The organism is Legionella longbeachae (assembly GCF_004283175.1).
Lineage (GTDB): Bacteria > Pseudomonadota > Gammaproteobacteria > Legionellales > Legionellaceae > Legionella > Legionella longbeachae.
Genome location: NZ_RXNW01000009.1, coordinates 52,189 through 72,379 on the forward strand (window position 1 = coordinate 52,189; position 20,191 = coordinate 72,379).

Here is a 20,191-nt window from a genome sequence, read left to right on the forward strand (position 1 = left end):
TATTGGGGATTCATCGTTGCCTGGACGCAGCATAGCGAACCCCGGGTTCTGCTATGCTGCGGCTGTCTCTTGAGCATATCTCATCAAGAGAGAGGGTTACGGACTTCTCAATACCCTCGCCTTCCGCAAAAGCTGAAGGTCTAAAAGTAACAAATCTTTGCTCTAAACTTTATCTTGTACTCATACGCTTACGAGATCCCCTGCTTACACAGAGGGTGACGATGCTCTCAATACCGTCTCCTTCTGCAAAAGAAATAATTTGATCATGTATTATTTGCGATAGACAAGATGTGTAGAAGATTCAGATGCTGCACCCAGGCTACCAATTCATTAATTGAATGATCTATTCGTGACCAGCAAACCTCATCTCCGCATCTTGATACGTTACATCAATGGTGTCACCCGATTTAAATCTTCCCGTTAAGATTGCTTGGGCTAGAGGATTTTCCAATTGTTGCTGAATCGTACGTTTTAACGGTCTTGCTCCATATACTGGGTCAAATCCTGCTTCCGCTAAATGCGTTAACGCTTCTTGTGTGACCTCAAGATGAATGTCTTGTTGTTTTAGGCGTTTTTGTAAATAGCTAATTTGTATGGCAGCAATTTTTGCGATTTGTTCTTTAATCAAGGCATGGAAGACAACGGTATCATCAATTCGGTTAATAAACTCAGGGCGGAAATGTTGTCGGACCATTTCCATTACTGCTTCTTTGATTTGCTCGTATTTGAATTTATTACCCATTTCCTGAATCAGATTAGAACCAAGATTTGAGGTCATTACAATAATGGTATTTCGAAAATCTACAGTACGTCCCTGGCCGTCAGTTAAACGACCATCGTCCATTACCTGGAGAAGAATATTAAACACATCGGTATGTGCTTTCTCCACTTCATCAAGTAAAATGACTGAATAGGGTCTGCGACGTACGGCCTCTGTTAAGTAACCGCCTTCTTCATAACCGACATAGCCAGGAGGTGCGCCAATTAGCCTGGCAACAGAATGTTTTTCCATAAACTCAGACATGTCAATGCGTACCATCGCCTCTTCGGTATCAAAAAGGAATGTGGCTAAGGCCTTACACAATTCTGTTTTTCCAACACCGGTAGGCCCTAGAAACAAAAATGATCCGATAGGACGGTTAGGATCAGACAGGCCTGCCCGTGAACGACGAATGGCGTTAGAGACTGCTTCAATGGCTTCATTTTGCCCTATGAGGCGATTATGAAGTACTTCTTCCATTCGCAACAACTTTTCTTTTTCGCCTTCCATCATTTTAGCTACAGGGATTCCTGTCCACCTGGAAACAACTTCTGCAACCTCATCCTCGGTTACTTTATTACGGACTAATTTGGTTTCTTGCGATTCGGTCGTTGCCACTTGTGCTAATCGTTTTTCCAGTTCTGGAATTCGTCCATATTGTAATTCAGACATCCGGCTTAAATCTCCTGCTCGCCGTGCGGTTTCCATTTCAAGTTTTGCTTGTTCAAGCGCTTCTTTTATTTGAGTGGCTCCTTGCATGGTTGCTTTTTCAGCTTTCCATACTTCCTCTAAATCGGAGTAATTGTGTTCCAGCTCGTCGATAGTATGCTGTAAATCTTCAAGTCGTTTTTTAGAGGCTTCATCATGTTCTTTTTTCAGTGCTTCACGTTCAATTTTTAATTGAATTAAACGTCGCTCTAATTTATCCATACTTTCGGGTTTTGAATCGATTTCCATACGTATTAAGCTTCCTGCTTCATCGATTAAATCAATCGCTTTATCTGGAAGCTGCCTGTCTGTAATATATCTGTGTGATAGAGTAGCAGCTGCAACAATCGCAGGATCGGTAATTTCAACGCCATGATGGACTTCATAGCGTTCTTTTAATCCACGAAGAATGGCTATGGTATCTTCAACACTAGGTTCCTCAACCAAAACTTTCTGAAAGCGTCGCTCTAAAGCCGCATCTTTTTCAATATATTGTCGGTACTCGTCTAATGTAGTTGCACCAATACAATGTAATTCACCCCGAGCTAAAGCAGGTTTAAGCATATTTCCTGCATCCATTGCTCCTTCTGCTTTACCGGCGCCAACCATAGTATGGAGCTCGTCTATAAAGAGAATAATTTGACCTTCTTGCTTGGCTAAGTCATTGAGTACCGCTTTAAGTCGCTCTTCAAACTCACCCCGAAATTTCGCTCCAGCAATTAATGCCCCCATATCTAGAGCAAGTAATCGTTTATTTTTTAAACCTTCTGGAACTTCGCCATTAATAATGCGTTGTGCTAATCCTTCAACGATGGCGGTTTTACCTACTCCTGGTTCACCTATCAAAACAGGATTGTTCTTAGTGCGTCTTTGCAGAACCTGAATGGTTCTACGAATCTCATCATCGCGTCCTATTACGGGATCTAATTTACCCTGTTCTGCGCGTTCTGTTAAATCCAAAGTATATTTTTCAAGCGCTTGTCGCTGTTCTTCGGCATTAGGATCGGTGACTGTTTCTCCACCTCTTAACTCATTTATGGCTTTTTCTATAGCTTTAACGTCACCGCCAACTTGTTTGAGCATGCGCGAAAGAACGCCTTCTTCACTTATTGCGGCTAAAATAAAAAGTTCACTGGAAATAAAATTATCTTTTTTTTGTTGTGCTAATTTGTCAGTAAGATTTAATAGGCGATTTAAAGCATTGGATATATGAATATCGCCCCCCATACCAGATACTTTAGGAAGCTTATCCAAGGCTTGATCGAGCAAAGTTCTTAATAGAGGGATATTCACCCCAGCTTTGCTGAGCAAAGGTCTACAACTGCCTCCCTCCTGATCCAAAAGTGCTTTCATTAAATGTTCAGGCTCTATAAATCCATTGTCTCTTCCTAATGCTAGAGACTGTGCATCTGCTAAAGCGATTTGAAACTTTGATGTCAGTTTATCCATTCTCATAACGATTCACCTTCTTTAATGGGTGTTAATTTTCTTTTATCTACCGTAAAATGAGGCTTAATTAAATAATTTCAAGTGATTTTAATATGACAAATGATATTTCTTCTAATTCGAGTCAGGATTCACAGGCTTTACTGAATCAAATCATCATTGATTATATGAAAGAAACGAAAAAAAAGCGCAGATGGAAATGGTGCATGCGTGTCATTTATTTATTAATTATTGCCTACATTGTTTATCAATTTTCTGCGAGCACAAATGAAGAGGGGGGAACCAATACCAAGCCACATGTTGGGATTGTTGACATTAATGGTGAAATGGCTGATGCAAAACCTGCCAACTCCGATGATTTTGCGAAAGGCCTTGATGCGGCTTATAAGAATTCAGGATTAAAAGCACTAATTGTGCGTATTAATAGCCCTGGAGGTAGTCCGGTACAGGCTGAATATATGTATAACACGATAAAATATTATCAAAAAAAACATCCTGATATAAAAATTTATTCGGTTTGTGTCGATGCTTGTGCCTCTGCTGCTTATTATGTAGCTGTTGCTACTGATGCTATTTATGCAAGCCCTGCAAGCATGGTTGGTTCGATTGGCGTTTTATATAATGGCTTTGGAGTAGTGGATCTGATGAATAAAATCGGGGTTTCACGCCGATTACAAACATCCGGTGTTAATAAAGGATTTTTAGATCCATTTTCTCCGCAAACCGATTTTGAAAAACAAAAGTTACAAACGATGCTTGATATAGTACATCAGCAATTTATTAATCGCGTGAAAGAGGGGAGAGGAAGCCGCTTGCACATTGATGATGAAACTTTTTCAGGACTTTTCTGGACTGGTGAACAAGCTCTAACTATGGGCTTAATTGACGGATATGCAAGCAGCGGACAATTGGCTCGTGAAATTATTAATGTCCCAGAAGTTATTGATTACACTCATAAACAAAACCTATTTGATCGCGTCACTAAAAATATTGGTACGGCTATGGCGGATGAATTGCCCTTAAGTTTTGGAGCAAGACAAGGATTTAAATAACAAAAACAGGGGCTTTTTGTGACGTAGAATAGCGCAACCCTCTGTGAAAGCAGAGGGTTTATTATGTTGAAAGAAGAGAACCTAATCAGACACTTTCAAATTATTGAGACCGGGATCTCGCTGGCATAGGGTTTCGGTTATACTGTGCTTTGGCGGATTATGTTTAATCGACAGTAAAGCTTTCCCCACAACCACATTGACCCGTTTGGTTGGGGTTGTTAAATACGAACTTATGATTTAATCCTTGTTTGACATAATCAACCTCCATCTTTTTAAGAAATGGGTAACTGGCTTTATCAACACAGACAACGTATTCTTCAGTTAACGGTAGAATTAAATCTCCTTCCAGTGGTGCCAACACATAATCCACAACATAGGATAAACCCGAACAGCCCGTTTTTTTTACTGATAGGCGGATTCCTGCATGTCCAGGTTTTTTTTGTAAATAAGATACTACGTGTTTTAAAGCTGCATCAGTAAAACTGATTTCAGTTGTTTTATTTTCTGCATGATGCATGATAACGCTCATGATACTACCTCTCAATTTATGTGAAGACCTCTCTCATTTTCCAGTTGATTATTTGCAATGAAGCAAAATCTACTGGCTATGTAAGAGGTTTATTTTTTATTAAAAGCATGATTTCTTTATAAATATCTATGATTCTTAATGCTATAGGGTATTGGGTAATTGGAATATCCAGGTTTTTAATAATTACCAAATGATCAATCGTTGGTAGATTATCTACAGCCTTTCCCTCTAACTGCCTGCATAACCATTCCAGACCCGCAATCACGTAGGGATTGCCATTAGTTTTAAAACAAGTACGCAGAATTTTACCCTCTGAGTTGCATTGCATGTAAAACTCAATAGTTCCCTGGTTTTTTTGACTATTTTTTACCATCACGGCAAGAGCATGATTGAGATCAATGACACCTACATGTTTTGGTAAAAAAAAGTAATCTTGTACTGTTTTATTATACATCATAATGGCGATATTTCGCGCAATCGAGTGACTTGTGTGCAAATTGTATTAATTGCATGTTCAATTTCTTCTTCTTTAGTAAAACGCCCAATGGATAACCTCAACGTACTTTGTGCAAGATCATCACTTAACCCTAAGGCTTTAAGCACATAAGAGGGTTGGAGGCTTGCAGAGCTACATGCTGAAGTAGTAGAAATCGCTAATTCATTTAATGCTAAAAGTAACGAGTCACCATCCAATCCTGCAAAACTTATATTCAAATTTCCAGCGATTCGTTTATGTGCATCACCATTAAGCTGAATACCTGGTAAATGGTTTATGCCATTCCATAAACGTTTACTATAACTTAAGATACGCCCCTGTTCTTCTAGACGCAAGTGTTCAGTTAAAGCAAATGCCTCCCCCATGCCGACGATTTGATGGGTTGCCAATGTACCAGAGCGTAGGCCTCTTTCATGCCCCCCACCAAAACTTTGGGGTTGAAGGCGTATTCTAGGTTTATGTCTCACATACAATGCACCTATACCTTTGGGACCATAATTTTTATGTGCTGAAAACGCCATTAAATCCACTGACAGCTGAGTTAAATTAATTGAGAGTTTTCCCGCGCTTTGTGCTGCATCTACATGAAAAATAATTCCTTTGTGGCGTAATAAAGAACCTATAGCCTCAATATCTTGGATAACCCCAATTTCGTTATTTACATGCATAATAGATACTAAAATTGTATCAGACCTTAATGTTTGCGCTAATAGTTCAAGATCTAATAACCCATTGGGTTCTGGTTTAAGATAAGTTACTTCAAAACCATCCTTTTCTAAGCGGTTAAAACTATCGAGTACAGCTTTATGCTCTGTACTCATTGTAATTAGATGTTTTCCTTTGTTTTGGTAAAAGTGGGCAGCGCCGATTATTGCTAAATTGTTTGCTTCGGTTGCCCCCGATGTAAACACAATGTCTTGAGGCGACGCATGAATTGTCTCAGCAATTTGTGCACGAGCATGTTCTACAGCATGTGCTGCGATTCGACCATATTCATGGGTAGTTGATGAAGGGTTACCATAATCTCCCTCAGGTCCTAAATAGCAAAGCATACGCGTTACAACACGTGGATCAACAGGTGTTGTAGCCATATAATCAAGATAAATTGGTTTTTTAATGATCGTGTTCACTCCTGCCTCTTTTGCTTGCCCATTCAATTGATTTTTGCACTTGGCTTAACATTCCTCTTAAAAGATTCACTTCCATTTTCTCTAAGCTTACGCGATTAAATAGTCGTCGGACTCGTTGCATTAGGCGTCGTGGATTAGAAGCTTTTAAAAATTGAATTTTAATAAAAACTTCTTTGAGATGTTCGTAAAACTGTTCGATTTCTTCTGCAGTCGCATAATCATCTTGTCGTAACGCTACTTCTGCTTTAGGTGCTAACAATTTCATACGTAATTCATATGTAATAATTTGTACGGCTTGGGCTAGGTTTAGCGAGCTGTACTCAGGATTACTTGGAATATTTATATGATAATGACATTTTAGCAGTTCTTCATTAGTAAGACCTGCGTGTTCTCTCCCAAATACAATAGCAATTTCTGTATTATCTGCTTGTTGATTAACTAAGTCAGCACAAGATGAGGGGGTTAAGCCGGGTAAAGAAATTCCTCTAGGTCTTGCACTAGTGCCTAGAATAAGTTGACATCCCACTAAAGCGTTGTCTAATGATTCTGTAACTACAGCACTTTCTAGAAGATCATCTGCTCCAGCAGCCATTTCTTGTGCACGCAGATCAGGAAAGGATTTGGGCTTCACCAAATAAAGTGATTTTAAACCCATAGTTTTCATTGCTCGAGCTGTTGAGCCTATATTACCTGGATGAGAGGTTGCTACTAAAATGATGCGAATAGAATTTAGATTCATAAAAAATAGTAATTAATGCATTTCGATCATGCGATCATAACATTTAACTCTCTTTGTGCAAAAAAAGTATGATAGAATCGCCAGCTTTGTAGATTACATAGAGTATATTCATGGAACCACTTTTAAATATAGCAGTAAATGCAGCACGACAAGCCGGTGATATAATAATTCGTCATATGGAGCAAGTGGATCGTCTTAAAATTACCGCTAAAAATAACCATGAATATTTTAGCGAAGTAGACATTAAAGCAGAACAGGCTATTATTAATACCATTTGCAAGGCATATCCAGAGCATGGAATATTAGCTGAGGAAAGCGGGATAAAAGAAGGGGATGGAGATACAATTTGGATTATTGATCCTTTAGATGGAACATCGAATTACTTACATGGATTCCCCTTTTTTTCAGTTTCTATCGGGGTAAAGATTAAAGGAAGGATTGAGCATGGGGTTATTTATGATCCATTACGGCATGAGTGTTTTGCTGCAAGTCGTGGGCGGGGAGCTCGATTAAATGACCGAAGAATTCGTGTTTCGAAACAAACACAACTTATGGCCGCATTACTAGGGACAGGATTTCCCTCACGAGATATTAACGTTGCACAAAGATACTTACCTACATTAGAGGCATTATTGGGTAAATGTGCTGGCATAAGAAGAACAGGATCTGCTGCCCTTGATTTAGCATACGTAGCGAGTGGACGATTGGATGGTTTTTGGGAGTTTGGTTTACGCCCTTGGGATATTGCTGCAGGCTCACTATTAATTAGAGAGGCGGGTGGGTTAATTAGCGATTTACAAGGTGGGGATGATTTTATTAAATACGGGGATATTGTTGCAGGAACTCCTAAAGTATTTAAATCTTTATTGCAAACTATTTCTCCTGCTTTGAAATAAGACAAGGTAATATCCCCGAAGTTTTTATAAATCGGAATGCTTTCCATAAATGATTAAAAAGGAATCTGCCTTGCGCGCTACGGCGCGCTTTGCTCTATTTTTTTTATGAATATAGAAACTTCAAACAAATTATCCATTTTAAGAGCTATAGCATTAAAAATACCTGTCTATGTTATCGGGGAGTATTTCATTATTTGATAAAGAATTTCCTTCGAAGATGCCTAATGTACTTATATTTCTGATAATGAGCGAACCGTAAAATGCAGCGATTTAATTAATTAATAAATTCACCTTGTCCATTTAACAGTTAAAATGGTAGAATTTTTTAACTTAATATTTCCTTAATAAATGAATATCAATAAAACAATATTTACACTCTTTGAGATGTTTGATACTATATAGACCATGGTGTTCGGTGAGTGTGTGTACTGGGCATAATTTTACTTATTAATTTGTACTAGGAGACTTAAATGAGCACAGAAACAATGGTGCAAAGCAGCGAAGCACTTTCACATCAAGTAATTCGTGCTGTTAAGGGGTATTTGACGAGCGTTAATAATAAAGATTCTAATTTGAATTTATATCAATTGATCGTTGAAGAGGTCGAAGCACCTTTATTTCGCACAGTTATGGAATTAACTCGCTACAATCAATCAAAAGCAGCACGCGTTCTTGGTGTAAGCCGTGGAACTTTACGGACTAAGTTGAAGCGCTATTTTGACGATGAATTTATTGGAACTCGTGATTTCTAATTAATTTAGCCTAAAATTCTCAATAGCATTTTTCAATTTATTACCCCCAAATAGTGGTCTTTCGGTAGGCACTCTGCTACTATTGATAACAGAGTTGGTCAGGCAATCGCTCTTTGCAGTTGCAAAGGGAGGAAAGTCCGGGCTCCAAAGGGCAGAGTGCCAGGTAACTCCTGGGAGATGCAAGTCTACGGAAAGTGCCACAGAAAATATACCGCCGATTTAAGGTAAGGGTGAAATGGTGCGGTAAGAGCGCACCGCGCGATTGGTAACAGTCGTGGCAGGGAAAACCCCACTCGGAGCAAGACCAAATAGGAATCCATTTAGCTATAATGGCTAAGACGTGTGGCCCACATGGGATTCGGGTAGGTCGCTTGAGGCGTGTGGTGACACACGTCCCAGATGAATGATTGCCCGCGACAGAACCCGGCTTATCGACCGACTCTTCTTATTTCAGTGTTTTCATCTTCAAAAATCAAATCCAAGTTCTCATTTTTTAGTGTTTGCTAATGTGTAATTTTAATTTTGGTCTTGTGCGGCTTAGCATTCTATTCGCTATTCGGAGTAAAAATGAGCACCATATTCCATATAATACGGATAAATGCATTAAATATAATGAACGATAGGCAAGTTGAGCAACTTTGCCTCCTAGAAAGTAACGTACTTTGCCCATGCCTGAAATATCCCCATAGGCACCATAGCAACTTAGTGCAATTAAGGAACCTCGATCTTCATATTTAAAATCAAGTAGTTCCTTATTATTCAGTTTATTTTTCAACGATTTTGCTAAGAGATGAGCTTGCTGGTGAGCCGCTTGGGCACGTGGTGGTACAGGTTTTCCTGTAGCAACATCAATTACTTGAGCACAATCACCAATTGCAAAAATATGTTCATCATTCGTGGTTTGTAGTTTTGAATTGATCACTATGCGATTTAAATTATCTACGGCTAATCCATCTAGAGTAGATAAAAACTCAGGAGCTTTAACACCCGCAGCCCACACACAGATATTTGCGGGTAAAGTTTTTCCACTTTTAGTATGAATTCCTTCACGATCAATTTTACTTACAATTTCATTTGTTAAAATTTCAATTCCTAATTCTTGTAATTTTTTAGTAGTTGACGCAGATAGCAATTCAGGAAGAACCGGTAAAATTCGAGGAGCTCCCTCAATGATGGTAATTTTTGCTAATTTTCTAACTATTTGATTAAATTGATATTTTTCAGTTTGATTAAGGGTATGGAGCAATTCTGCGCCCAATTCGATGCCAGTGGCTCCTCCTCCAATAATTACAATATTAAAATCTTGGGGTGCCTCTCCCTCAGGAGCATATTGCAGAGATAATAATTTATCCACATATTTCTTTTGAAAATGGTTTGCTTGATCCAGGTTATCAATGCTTAAGCAATGTTCTTTAACTCCAGGAGTATTGAAATCATTGCTTTGACTGCCTACAGCAATCACTAATGTATCGTATTTTAAGGTTCGTTCAGGCACTATAATGTTTTGTTCTTCATCTACCAGGGCAGCAATACGAATGATTTTTGCCTTACGATCCAGGCCTACCATAGCGCCGGGTTGGTAATTGTAATGATGTGATACTGAATGAGAATAAAAATTGAGCTGATCCATATTGGAATCGAGTGAGCCTGCAGCTACCTCATGCAATAACGGTTTCCATATATGGATCTCTTGCTTATCCAAAAGGGTGATGTTGGCTAGTCCTTTCTTTCCTAAATCCTTGCCTAAACGAGTAACCAGCTCGATTCCACCAGCGCCTCCACCCACCACTACGATATGATGCAATTCTTTACTCATCTTTTTTCCTTAACTAATAGCCTAAGAGTACAGAGCCTTTGTCACTTACTTAGCTTTTTGTTTCAGTATAAAATAGCTAATGCCCAAGACAACACCATAGACAATATGACCTACCAGCGCAGGTATATTTTGTTTGACGCCTTCAATGGTCCATTTAGCAAATAAAGATGCACCTGAAGAGAGTACGGGTAATAAGGTCATAGGGCCTCCTACCCACATAGCAAAACCAAATAGTACACCAAGTCCTACAGCAGAAATCCACGAGTTGATTAACCAGCCTAATATTAAAGCAAAAGCGATACCACCACCTATGCTTACTACCGTATGAACAAGTAAGCCACCCGTGATATTTGGAAGATTGATGATATTTCCTAATGTATCAAGCATTCCAGCATGAATAAGAAAAAAAGCAAAAACAATACCTGAAATTATCCCTGCAACAATTCCTTGCCAAATCCAGCTCATATCTTTCATGGAAAACTCCTTATTAAATAAATGTTGATTATATATATGTGATTTTACCTTTGATGAGCCAAGGACTCATTGTGCAAATGCATGTCGTATAAAACCACGCCTTCGTCTTTGGGTATGGGTTTAAGCCACGGTGATTTCTTAAGGGCTGTCATCGCTTGCTCGAATCCCATTTCAATACCTTCGCGTATGGAGGCGGGTGAAAAGGCATAGTCTTTGGAAGAGAGATCGGATGATGTGTGATGGCGATGAAAACGTACCATGAGCATTGTTGATTTACATCCCAGCGCCCTTAATTTTAGGGAATGGGGATCTTCTTTTATTTTATCTGGAAGCATATCATAAAGAGCAGAGATTGCATGTCGCATTTCGTGAGCTTCACTAAAAGACTTTATTACTCGTTTATAATTACTCGCATAACTGATGTCTTTATGCCTCAATAAGACTTGGTCTAAATTAGAGGGCAAATCCCCTTCAGGATCAAATAAATGTACCATAAAACACAATGTATTTTTGCGGGGCAGGTCATTTAAAATCACCTCAATTGGTGTATTATTGACAATTCCACCATCCCAATAATATTCTCCATCAATTTTTACTGCCGGGAATCCGGGAGGTAAAGCACCGCTTGCCATTATATGTTCGGGATATATCTTTTGATTCTTTGTATCAAAATGGACTTCTTGCCCGTTATCTACTCTGACTGCAGATAGAGTAAGGCGGGTTTTACCACTATTCAAAAGATCAAAATCAATTAATTGTTCCAGTGTATTTCGTAGCATTGATGTATCATAAAAACTGATTTCATCGGGAAGAGCTTGATGAATAAAATGGGGGGATATCATACGTGGCTGAAAAAACCCGGGTTGACCTAAGAGCAATGTTGCATGGGCGTGCCATTGATTATAGAATTTCCTCAGGCTCTCTTCCGAACCTAGATAATGCCACCAATTCAAGGATTCAGGAGAACTAATTATTTTCCAAAAGTCCTTTAGTTTCTTCACACGATCTTCTGGTTTATTTCCAGAAACAATAGCCGCATTAATTGCGCCAATCGAGATACCACTCACCCAATCAAAATGGTATCCAGCTTGTTGCAGGGCGTCAAAAACACCAACTTGAAATGCTCCTAAAGCTCCGCCTCCCTGAAACAAGAAGGCAACTCTATCCCATGTCGGCTTTCCTTGTAACTTCTTAGCCATATTAACCTCTCCCCAATTAACACAAATCCATATTCAAGAGACACAGCACGTTTTCTGAAAAATTAATTATTGCATTTCCATGATTACTTGGTTTTTCTCGATCTATTGTAGTGTGATTAATAATACTTAGTATCAGTTTATTACTATTTCAAGCAAATTACACACAATAAAGAAATTAGTAGGATCAATTGGTAATGGTCAAATATATTTTTTTAATATTTACATTTTATGCAACACAGTCTATCTCAATCCGGTTGCAAAAATAAGCAATTAAGTATTTTTGGGTTTTGCCATACCAACGAATGCTACTAATCCATCTCCTCCAGGGTTTAATTGACCATCGGTAACGGGAACAGGTTTCCAGTTGTTGGTAACCCAAACGTTGCCTGCTGGATCAATTAATACATAGGTTTGTCGCATTAAAGGGCTAAAGGTGGGGGGGGCATTTTTTCCTCTAAGCGGATCGCCGTTGGGCAATCTAACTTGCGCTCCACCTGAGGGTAATGTATAACCCGTGTTAGGTGAGATGCCGTCTCCTGGTGTAGTACTACCTGGGGGGCAGGTTGCAGGTTGGTTGCCGCATAACTCAGTTACTCTTGCTTTAAAGGGTTGAGAGCCAGGAGGCTAGGATTCAAAATTTCCGACCCAAACATGATCGTTTCCATCAATCGCTAATCCCCAGGGACCTGCAATTCCACCTCCTGTGTAATTCCCTATAATGTTGTAATTGTTACCATCAATCTGATAAACAGACGAGCTAACAGGGGTTGTATCATCCACAGTTGATGCGACCCAGATATTGCCAATCGAATCTACAGCAATTTCTTTAAGTCTTAAACCTACTGGGCTGATGATTTTTAATAGCTTAATACCTGATTCTGTTAATTTATAGACATAAACAGAGCCTGGATTTGAAGAACTGTTTTCTGTCAATTGTACTGTTCCGTTGTTTGTTACCCAGGCACGCTCTTTATTATTGATTACAATACCAAATGGGTAGCTCATGTCCGGTTCTTGATACGATATGGCATCAGATGCTACTCCTTTACGAAAGACTACTACTTTATTATTGGCAACACTTGCCATCCATATGTTGTTATGTTTATCTGAAATAATTCCTTGGACACGATCCAGTTCATTCGGTGGCGCTGACTGATAGCCATTGGCTCCAGAAATGGGGTGGCCTAGTGGCGTAAATTGAGAAGCACTTCCATTTGGAATGCAGGTGCTACAACTACCCCAACCAAAGTTACCTTGCCAAATCGTCTCATCTGCTGCAATGCATATACCTAAACCGCCGCCTAAAAGCCCACCTCCAAAGATAGGAGAGTTTGGCGTCCAATTCTTGCCATTTGCGGGCTCTCCATTGCTTTTGAGCACAATCATCCAATTGCTGGAATCGGGAGTACCTTGAATAGTATTATTGGTTATCCAAATGAAACCATCTTTATCCTGGACCATTCCACCGGGACCTCCAAAAGGACAAGAAGTATCGTTTCCTGATCGGTTAAATTTCACTGCAATGGTCCATGCATCAGGTTCCGATTGAAAGTTGGGAGAAGAAGGTAATGCAGGTATTGTAAGAGACGGCATATAAACGGTTGTAGTTTGTGCCAAGTTAAATATTCCTGACACATTATTGGATGGATGTTTTACAATGCTATAGATTGCATCCAACACATTAGAGGGCCTTATTCCATTAAAGCTGGTTTCATCATATAAAAAGGTGCAATCACTTCCTCCATACCTGACACAAGGCAGCAATAAATTTGCTAATGAACCTAAAGACCGTTGCGCATTTGTTTCGAACGCATTGGGAGGTGAAGCAATTACAGAAGAGAAGGAGCCAGTCACAGGGTTAACTAAGTTATGGTTCATTTGGCTGGCAATATCTAAACTTTTTAAAGAACCTTTAATTAAGGAGGATTCTAATAAAAGTTTCGATGGATCCAAGAATTGTGCCATAGCATAAGCTGTAGCCACGGTGGTCAGTTCATTTACTACAAGAGTAGGTATTATTTCGGTACCAATGATATTAGTTAATATCAGGTCATTTCCCTTCCTGGCAATTACATACAAGGTATAGCCTTTATATGTTTTTAGGATCTCAGGGGCGAGGGTGATAAAAAACTCTCCATTGGCATTGGTTATCGAACTGCCCACAACTTTAGAGCCATGAGGCCCTGCTGCATAGACTGTTACTGAAGCGTTGTTGATAAAAATCACATTATTCGCAATCCCTGATTGTACTTTACCTGTAATTTCGGCTAATTTAATCTTCAATTCATTGCTTTCACTAGGCTGATAACATTGGTTGGGGTTTCCTTGACTGCAAAGGATCGGGCCTCCTACTACAGATCCTGAAAGCTCATTGCCATTTACCTGTAAAGTTAAAGTGCAGGATTGATGATAAACCAAAGGCGAAGTACAACCTGATGAGGTAATACCCATTATAGGCTTCATTATCAATTGATGTGTTCTACGGGATTTATTGGTTATAGTGTACTTGATAGTGGCCGTACTGGTTTTACCTACTGTTACTGTAGGAGGAAAATTCGCATCAGGTGTAAATGTCCATACGGGAGCTCCTGCGTAACTCACTCCGATAGTTAGAGCAAGTAAAACAACAATACCTATTTTATAGATTCGACGTCGTGCCATTTAGTATTCCTTATGCAACTCTGTATGAGGTTAAAATTAACCCCTTAATATAAAAAGAAAGAGGGATATTTTTTAGAGCTCGGTTGTTATCCTGATTAACGGATTTTCCCCAATAAACACATTTACAGCTGCTCCCATTGGCTATTCAGGCTGCGTAATAGTGGTGTAAAAATATAGAATGAATTTTTAACAAACCTTAGAGATACATGCAATAGTAAAACTAATCAATAAATACTTTCAGCCATTTAGAAGAAAAAATCAGTTATTTCATAAAACTAAGCTTAATTTAAAGCGTATCAGTCACGCAATTTTTGCCACCACGGTTCCGAGGTTTTATTGTATAATTTAAAGACACCAGGATTTATATCTGGCAATAAATGCTGGATAATCATGCATCATGACTATAGGGGGAACAGTATGTTGTAGGAGCCTAAATATGCCAAAGAAATTAAAAAATTACTCTCCAATTTTAGAAAATATAAAAATACAAAAAAAGCTAGATCTAAAATTAATACTCGCTTATGGATGGGGTGAGGAACAACTCAACAAAGCCGGAACAAAAGATCATTTATCAGAGGGAATTGTTAACGCTGTAAAAGAGGCAGTTATAGTCCAAGAGAAATAACGAAGATTAAACCTGAATTAATCTCATTTAAACCTGGAATCTTCATTTATTTCTTCAGCCACTTCATTGGTGCTGCCAAAACATTGAAATAAACTAAAGCGCTTAGGAATGAATGGATTTTTTTTAGCATTCCAAGGTACAAATTTTTCCATATTTTTGAAATAATAAAATTAGGGTGCATCCAAAGTAATGGAAGGGTGCTCATCAAAAATACATTGAATTTCTTTTTCGAGATATTTTTTGAGTCTTTCTCCATCTGTTCCTTTCACTAATTTATATTGTTAGGCTAAAGTAATATGCATCTGTTTAGGAATTTTATGAAGAATATTAAAAGATTCTGCTTCATCACCTTACCCATTAAAATGGGAATATGAAATTATAATACAAAATGATTGAATTTTAGGCCATTATTTAAAATGATTAATGTTCATGCAATGGCGTTAGTTATAACATTTTATGAGCACTACTTGCATTAATCTTAGTGAGGATATCCAATAAACAATCAAAAGATTGAGTTTTCAACAATTGGAAGGCATCATCAATTCAGTCATTTAGTATATTTCCAATAACGCGATGGTAAAATGTTGGTTTCGATCAATTTCCTGTTAAATGTTTCTTCAAAAGAAGATTAATTTGTTCGGGATTTGCTTTTCCTTTAGTTTGTTTCATTATTTGCCCAACAAAAAAGGCCAATAATTTTTCTTTTCCTGCTCTATAATCGGCAACTTGCTCTGGAGATTGATTTATTAATTCAACAATCATCTCTTCCCAAAGGGCAGTGTTATCTGATTGACGAAACCCTTCACGTTCAATGATTGCTTCAATATCTTTTTCACCAGACCACAGTAGTGAAAAAATGGTACGCGCATTATTTAGAGAAATAATATTGTCCTGTAACTTATTGAGTAGATTTGCCATAAGATCCGCCGATACACGCGGTGTATCGAAGGCTAGATTTTCTTCATTCAAAGCGGCAGCGTATTGTCCTTTCAACCAATTAATGATCATTTTTTCAGAGGCATGGCATTGTGTCTTTATTTCCTTATAAAAATAATAAGTGGCTGGCGAGGAAAGAATAAAACTGATGTCGTTTTCATTTAATGAAGGAATATTTTTTAATTCCAGATGAATTTTATCGGGAAGATCAGGCAAATTATTTTTTACTTCAGCGATAAGGGAAGGGAGGATTTTAATGGGTAATAAATCAGGATCGGGGAAATAACGATAATCATTTTCATTTTCTTTACTTCGCATTGCGTGAGTAGTATGAGTATCAGGGTTATAAAGACGAGTTTCTTGAATTATTTGTTGCCCACTTTCCAATAAATCCATATGTCGTACTTGTTCATATGCGATTGCTTTTTCAATAAAGCGAAAAGAGTTGAGGTTTTTTAATTCTGTTCGTGTTCCTAATGCAACAGATCCCTTGGGTTTTAATGAGAGATTCACATCACAGCGAAAACTACCTTCTTGCATGTTTCCATCACAAATATCCAAAAACTGAACTAATTGATGCAGTTTTTTTAGATAGCTAACCGCTTCATGACTTGAAAATAAGCAAGGAGTTGTTACGATTTCCAACAATGGTGTTCCTGCACGGTTCAGATCAATTCCACTATAACCAGAACACACCCCATGCAAGGATTTACCCGCATCCTCCTCTAAATGGGCACGAGCAATTAAAACTTCTTTTTCGCTGCCATCATCCAATACAACTGTTAATTTACCGTTGCTGATAATTGGTTTTTGAAATTGACTGATTTGATATCCTTTGGGCAAGTCTGGGTAAAAATAATTTTTGCGCTCAAAAACGGATTGATCCTGGATTTCTGCCTGGATGGCTAGACCAAATCGAATCGCCATAATTACCGCTTCTCGGTTTAATACGGGTAGGACTCCAGGAAGTCCTGCGTCAATGAAGCATGTTTGTGAGTTAGGAGTGGAGCCAAAAGCGGTAGATGCGCCAGAAAAAAGCTTGGATTTTGTTTTAAGCTGAATATGAACTTCAAGCCCAATGACAGTATCCCATTCCATAGTTCACCCTTATTAATTTGGACTGGCTAAGTGCCAGTCGGTCTGTTGTTGATAATGATGAGCAAGCTGAAGCAAACGGTGTTCACTAAAATGCGTGCCCATAAGTTGCAGTCCTATGGGTAATCCTTGAGAAAATCCTGCTGGTATGGAAATTGCAGGTAGACCAGCAAGATTAGCGGCTACTGTAAATACATCAGCCAGGTAGTTTTGAATAGGATCTGCAATTTTTTCCCCGATCTTAAAGGCGCATGTTGGAGAGGTTGGTCCCAGAATTATATCTACCTTTTTTAAGGTAGTGATAAGTTCTTCCTGGATTAACCGACGAATTTTTTGTGCTTGTAAATAATAAGCATCAAAATAACCTGAAGAAAGTACATGAGTTCCAGTAAGAATGCGGCGTTTTACTTCAATACCAAATCCTTCACTACGCGTGTTGCGGATAAGATCAGTTAAACTTGTCGCTTTATCACTGCAGTAACCAAAACGCAGTCCATCATAACGCGATAGGTTAGACGATGCTTCAGCGCATGCAATCACATAATAACAAGGCACCCATAATGGCTGTAATTGCAAATCCAAGTCAATAATTTCTGCACCCATTTCCTCAAAAACGTTCACGGCTGTACGAATTGCCTGTTGTACTTCTTGCTCTACTTGAGGTTGAAAGAAACATGAAGGCAGGCCAATTTTTAGTTTGGTTAAGGGCTTATTGAGTTCTTCATAATAATCAGGAATTGCTGATGCAACGGATGTCGAGTCTTTAGGATCATGTCCTGCCATAGCTTGGAGTACAAGAGCTAGATCTTCGGCACTTCGAGCCAGGGGGCCGGCCTGATCAAGGCTGGATGCATAGGCTATCATTCCATAACGAGAAATAAGGCCATATGTAGGTTTTATACCACTGATTCCGCATAAAGCTGCAGGTTGTCTTATCGAGCCACCTGTATCAGAACCAATTGCAAAGGGCACTAAGCCTGCGGCTACGGCAGCTGCAGAGCCTCCCGAAGAACCTCCTGGAACTCGTTCTTTATCCCATGGGTTTTTGACTACGCCAAAGTAACTGTTTTCATTGGCAGAGCCCATGGCGAATTCATCCATATTGGTTTTACCAACAAGAATGGAACCATGTTCCAAAAGTTTACTCACCAGAGTTGCTTCGTAAGGAGCTCGAAAATCAGCAAGCATTTTAGAAGCACAGGTCGTTGTCATTGTTGTAGTACAAAATAAATCCTTCAGCGCCATTGGAATTCCGGTGAGTACTTTTCCTTGGCCCTTTTTTAATTCTTGATCGGCTTTTTGGGCTGCAAGTAGGGCGTACTCTTCATCAATACTAATAAATGCATTTAAATCGCTTTGTTTTGCAATTTGTGCGAGATAGTGTTTCGTTAATTCAACGCTAGAAAATTCACCTTGACGTAAAGCATGACCGCATTGTTTTATAGATAAGAATTCCATAGTTATTTACTCTGTTCTATCACTTGAGGTACGAGATAAAGCTCATTTTCAAATTTGGGTGCAAGTGCTGCTAATTCTGTCACGCAAGTTTCCTCCGTGACTACATCTGGCCTCAGGTATTGATTTAGGGCAAGGGGATGAAACAGTGGTTCTACACCATGAGTGTTAATAGCACGTAATTGATCTACAAAATTCATAATGGCATTAATATCCTCGATAAGCTTTGGTGAATGTTCTATATCTGTATCGAGATAGGCTAGTTTAGAAATCTTTTCTAACTCTTTTACTGAGATGGTCATAAATTAGGTACCCTTCACGTTGAAGCCTTATTATATCTGGGATGTACTAACTTACAAATATAATTATATTTTTGTTAGCGTCACTAATTTAGATGATCTAACAAAATATTTTTTTAACCTAATGTTTTTGTCTAAAACATTAGAAGCTAATGCTTATAGCAATACTGGAACTTATGGAACTATATTATTAAACCCAGATATGTTGGGTTATTTAGGGAATACAAATCGGGTGGAGGTAGTTATGATCATTATACATCCCGGTAAGTCAGGCTGTTTCTAACTCTTATTGCATGATGAGTAAAAAAGTTAATTTTAGTCCTGCAACTACACCTACCTGCACTTATCGATGGGACAATAAACCTGTACTAATCAATGGTACCCCGATTGATTTACTTCTTTGGCTCAAATCTAAAACTGATAATTATACTGCTGGACAAGCAAAACTTCCTGACGATGACGCAACAAATTAGTGAAGGTTTGGGAACGCAAGCTGGAACAATCCATATACCTGTTATGTTATGGCAGATACCAGCTGCTCATGTCCCTACACAAGATGAATCTCCTCTGGAGGCTCAAGAAGAGGGCTCTGCACCTGTATATTTTTTCGGTGATCCAAAGTTACAACGTGAGTTAAGCAATATCGCCTCTTGGCTTAAACTGGATATTGCCAATTTACCTAAAGGGTATGGCTTATGTGCTGGCAAAAATGCGGTCCGGTGTTTGACATTAAACAATTTTAATTGGGCTCAAAATAATACCGAGCAATTAGAAAAGGCAGTTGATGCACACATATTTGCAATTTTGTGGGGAGCAGGTGCTTTTCCAACAGGGGTTTGGGAAGTACCAGGAACAACTTTTCCCAATAATGGAAGGCAAAAAAACTGTCGATTTACTGTAAGAAACCTACAACCTTTGCAAACAATTAGCGTCATGAACAGGAAATCAAGAAATTTAGTTAAGATTCAGTAATTTTTGTCCATTTTAGTTGATAAAAAGTGTCAATCGACAAGGGTTTGCTACAATTATAACCATTATGGTAGGTTTATTACGCAGGTTGAACGCGGGGGTTATGCTATAGCAGTGAGTGTTGTATTTTTGCTTCTGATGCAAAAAAGCACGT

19 protein-coding genes and 1 other RNA gene are annotated in these 20,191 nt (G+C 38.7%); 7 read left to right on the top strand and 13 right to left on the bottom strand.

From position 1 onward, the window contains the following. Positions 1 to 343: 343 nt before the first annotated feature. Positions 344 to 2,923 carry an ATP-dependent chaperone ClpB gene (clpB, locus tag EKG34_RS10350; protein ID WP_003636138.1) on the bottom strand — a complete coding sequence of 860 codons (2,580 nt, stop codon included), beginning with the start codon at positions 2,921 to 2,923 and terminating at the stop codon, positions 344 to 346. A gap of 86 nt (positions 2,924 to 3,009) precedes the next feature. Here clpB and EKG34_RS10355 point away from each other — a divergent pair, with 86 nt between their 5' ends. Next, the gene (locus tag EKG34_RS10355; RefSeq protein WP_003636140.1) at positions 3,010 to 3,966 is read left to right on the top strand and encodes a S49 family peptidase; all 957 of its coding nucleotides are present in this window, start codon (positions 3,010 to 3,012) and stop codon (positions 3,964 to 3,966) included. Positions 3,967 to 4,129: 163 nt separating this feature from the next. On the opposite strand, the gene EKG34_RS10360 is transcribed toward EKG34_RS10355, so the two are convergent. The 4 genes from EKG34_RS10360 to trmJ all read right to left on the bottom strand — a co-directional run bounded on the left by EKG34_RS10360 (position 4,130) and on the right by trmJ (position 6,860). Continuing rightward, positions 4,130 to 4,495: a HesB/IscA family protein gene (locus EKG34_RS10360; protein WP_003636142.1), complete on the bottom strand. Its 366-nt coding sequence runs from the start codon at positions 4,493 to 4,495 to the stop codon at positions 4,130 to 4,132. A 76-nt stretch (positions 4,496 to 4,571) separates the two neighbouring features. Further along, the gene (locus EKG34_RS10365; protein WP_012979287.1) at positions 4,572 to 4,952 is read right to left on the bottom strand and encodes an iron-sulfur cluster assembly scaffold protein; all 381 of its coding nucleotides are present in this window, start codon (positions 4,950 to 4,952) and stop codon (positions 4,572 to 4,574) included. Then, positions 4,949 to 6,112: an IscS subfamily cysteine desulfurase gene (locus EKG34_RS10370; RefSeq protein WP_085956289.1), complete on the bottom strand. Its 1,164-nt coding sequence runs from the start codon at positions 6,110 to 6,112 to the stop codon at positions 4,949 to 4,951. Before EKG34_RS10370 ends, EKG34_RS10365 begins: the two co-directional genes overlap by 4 nt. Next, positions 6,105 to 6,860 carry a tRNA (cytosine(32)/uridine(32)-2'-O)-methyltransferase TrmJ gene (gene trmJ / locus EKG34_RS10375; protein ID WP_003636148.1) on the bottom strand — a complete coding sequence of 252 codons (756 nt, stop codon included), beginning with the start codon at positions 6,858 to 6,860 and terminating at the stop codon, positions 6,105 to 6,107. Before trmJ ends, EKG34_RS10370 begins: the two co-directional genes overlap by 8 nt. Positions 6,861 to 6,970: 110 nt before the next feature. Here trmJ and EKG34_RS10380 point away from each other — a divergent pair, with 110 nt between their 5' ends. From EKG34_RS10380 to rnpB, 3 genes are all read left to right on the top strand, one after another. Beyond that, positions 6,971 to 7,756, top strand: coding sequence for an inositol monophosphatase family protein (locus EKG34_RS10380; RefSeq protein WP_003636151.1), 786 nt, complete (start codon positions 6,971 to 6,973; stop codon positions 7,754 to 7,756). Positions 7,757 to 8,226: 470 nt separating this feature from the next. Beyond that, positions 8,227 to 8,508 (top strand): helix-turn-helix domain-containing protein, encoded by a 282-nt coding sequence (locus EKG34_RS10385; RefSeq protein ID WP_003636152.1) that lies wholly within the window; start codon positions 8,227 to 8,229, stop codon positions 8,506 to 8,508. Between the two features lie 90 nt (positions 8,509 to 8,598). Further along, positions 8,599 to 8,955: RNase P RNA component class A (gene rnpB / locus EKG34_RS10390), an RNA gene on the top strand. 46 nt (positions 8,956 to 9,001) lie between these two features. On the opposite strand, the gene EKG34_RS10395 is transcribed toward rnpB, so the two are convergent. The 5 genes from EKG34_RS10395 to EKG34_RS10415 form a co-directional block, all read right to left on the bottom strand. Then, complete coding sequence (locus tag EKG34_RS10395; RefSeq protein WP_003636154.1) at positions 9,002 to 10,324, bottom strand: NAD(P)/FAD-dependent oxidoreductase; 1,323 nt, start codon at positions 10,322 to 10,324, stop codon at positions 9,002 to 9,004. 45 nt (positions 10,325 to 10,369) lie between these two features. Next, on the bottom strand, positions 10,370 to 10,798 hold the full coding sequence (locus EKG34_RS10400; RefSeq protein WP_003636155.1) for a hypothetical protein: 429 nt from the start codon (positions 10,796 to 10,798) through the stop codon (positions 10,370 to 10,372). A gap of 44 nt (positions 10,799 to 10,842) precedes the next feature. Then, positions 10,843 to 11,997, bottom strand: coding sequence for a patatin-like phospholipase family protein (locus tag EKG34_RS10405; RefSeq protein ID WP_003636157.1), 1,155 nt, complete (start codon positions 11,995 to 11,997; stop codon positions 10,843 to 10,845). A gap of 270 nt (positions 11,998 to 12,267) precedes the next feature. Next, positions 12,268 to 12,474, bottom strand: a complete 207-nt coding sequence (locus EKG34_RS18405) for a hypothetical protein (RefSeq protein WP_049774987.1) — start codon at positions 12,472 to 12,474, stop codon at positions 12,268 to 12,270. A 147-nt stretch (positions 12,475 to 12,621) separates the two neighbouring features. After that, positions 12,622 to 14,658: a hypothetical protein gene (locus EKG34_RS10415; RefSeq protein WP_003636163.1), complete on the bottom strand. Its 2,037-nt coding sequence runs from the start codon at positions 14,656 to 14,658 to the stop codon at positions 12,622 to 12,624. A gap of 436 nt (positions 14,659 to 15,094) precedes the next feature. On the opposite strand from EKG34_RS10415, the gene EKG34_RS10420 reads away from it, so the two are divergent. Further along, positions 15,095 to 15,283, top strand: coding sequence for a hypothetical protein (locus EKG34_RS10420; RefSeq protein WP_003636164.1), 189 nt, complete (start codon positions 15,095 to 15,097; stop codon positions 15,281 to 15,283). Positions 15,284 to 15,877: 594 nt separating this feature from the next. On the opposite strand, the gene gatB is transcribed toward EKG34_RS10420, so the two are convergent. Genes gatB through gatC form a run of 3 tightly spaced genes read right to left on the bottom strand, consistent with a single transcriptional unit; the run spans position 15,878 to position 19,071 of the window. Then, the gene (gatB, locus tag EKG34_RS10425; RefSeq protein ID WP_003636169.1) at positions 15,878 to 17,317 is read right to left on the bottom strand and encodes an Asp-tRNA(Asn)/Glu-tRNA(Gln) amidotransferase subunit GatB; all 1,440 of its coding nucleotides are present in this window, start codon (positions 17,315 to 17,317) and stop codon (positions 15,878 to 15,880) included. Positions 17,318 to 17,329: 12 nt separating this feature from the next. Beyond that, positions 17,330 to 18,772, bottom strand: coding sequence for an Asp-tRNA(Asn)/Glu-tRNA(Gln) amidotransferase subunit GatA (gene gatA, locus EKG34_RS10430; protein ID WP_003636171.1), 1,443 nt, complete (start codon positions 18,770 to 18,772; stop codon positions 17,330 to 17,332). A 2-nt stretch (positions 18,773 to 18,774) separates the two neighbouring features. Then, complete coding sequence (gene gatC / locus EKG34_RS10435) at positions 18,775 to 19,071, bottom strand: Asp-tRNA(Asn)/Glu-tRNA(Gln) amidotransferase subunit GatC (RefSeq protein WP_003636174.1); 297 nt, start codon at positions 19,069 to 19,071, stop codon at positions 18,775 to 18,777. A 290-nt stretch (positions 19,072 to 19,361) separates the two neighbouring features. Here gatC and EKG34_RS10445 point away from each other — a divergent pair, with 290 nt between their 5' ends. Beyond that, positions 19,362 to 19,541, top strand: coding sequence for a hypothetical protein (locus tag EKG34_RS10445; RefSeq protein ID WP_003636178.1), 180 nt, complete (start codon positions 19,362 to 19,364; stop codon positions 19,539 to 19,541). Then, entirely contained in the window at positions 19,525 to 20,040 is a 516-nt protein-coding gene (locus EKG34_RS10450; RefSeq protein ID WP_003636180.1) for a hypothetical protein, read from the top strand. The genes EKG34_RS10445 and EKG34_RS10450 overlap by 17 nt, the downstream gene beginning before the upstream one ends. The last annotated feature ends 151 nt before the right edge of the window (positions 20,041 to 20,191 follow it).

Coding starts and splice junctions, on each gene's coding strand:
- EKG34_RS10385 (WP_003636152.1), top strand. CDS start 8,227: ATGAGCACAGAAACAATGGTGCAAAGCAGCGAAGCACTTTCACATCAA.
- trmJ (WP_003636148.1), bottom strand. CDS start 6,860: ATGAATCTAAATTCTATTCGCATCATTTTAGTAGCAACCTCTCATCCA.
- gatB (WP_003636169.1), bottom strand. CDS start 17,317: ATGGAATGGGATACTGTCATTGGGCTTGAAGTTCATATTCAGCTTAAA.
- gatA (WP_003636171.1), bottom strand. CDS start 18,772: ATGGAATTCTTATCTATAAAACAATGCGGTCATGCTTTACGTCAAGGT.
- EKG34_RS10360 (WP_003636142.1), bottom strand. CDS start 4,495: ATGAGCGTTATCATGCATCATGCAGAAAATAAAACAACTGAAATCAGT.
- clpB (WP_003636138.1), bottom strand. CDS start 2,923: ATGAGAATGGATAAACTGACATCAAAGTTTCAAATCGCTTTAGCAGAT.
- EKG34_RS10405 (WP_003636157.1), bottom strand. CDS start 11,997: ATGGCTAAGAAGTTACAAGGAAAGCCGACATGGGATAGAGTTGCCTTC.
- EKG34_RS10380 (WP_003636151.1), top strand. CDS start 6,971: ATGGAACCACTTTTAAATATAGCAGTAAATGCAGCACGACAAGCCGGT.
- gatC (WP_003636174.1), bottom strand. CDS start 19,071: ATGACCATCTCAGTAAAAGAGTTAGAAAAGATTTCTAAACTAGCCTAT.
- EKG34_RS10395 (WP_003636154.1), bottom strand. CDS start 10,324: ATGAGTAAAGAATTGCATCATATCGTAGTGGTGGGTGGAGGCGCTGGT.
- EKG34_RS10400 (WP_003636155.1), bottom strand. CDS start 10,798: ATGAAAGATATGAGCTGGATTTGGCAAGGAATTGTTGCAGGGATAATT.
- EKG34_RS10355 (WP_003636140.1), top strand. CDS start 3,010: ATGACAAATGATATTTCTTCTAATTCGAGTCAGGATTCACAGGCTTTA.
- EKG34_RS10420 (WP_003636164.1), top strand. CDS start 15,095: ATGCCAAAGAAATTAAAAAATTACTCTCCAATTTTAGAAAATATAAAA.
- EKG34_RS10450 (WP_003636180.1), top strand. CDS start 19,525: ATGACGCAACAAATTAGTGAAGGTTTGGGAACGCAAGCTGGAACAATC.
- EKG34_RS10365 (WP_012979287.1), bottom strand. CDS start 4,952: ATGATGTATAATAAAACAGTACAAGATTACTTTTTTTTACCAAAACAT.
- EKG34_RS10415 (WP_003636163.1), bottom strand. CDS start 14,658: ATGGCACGACGTCGAATCTATAAAATAGGTATTGTTGTTTTACTTGCT.
- EKG34_RS10445 (WP_003636178.1), top strand. CDS start 19,362: ATGATGAGTAAAAAAGTTAATTTTAGTCCTGCAACTACACCTACCTGC.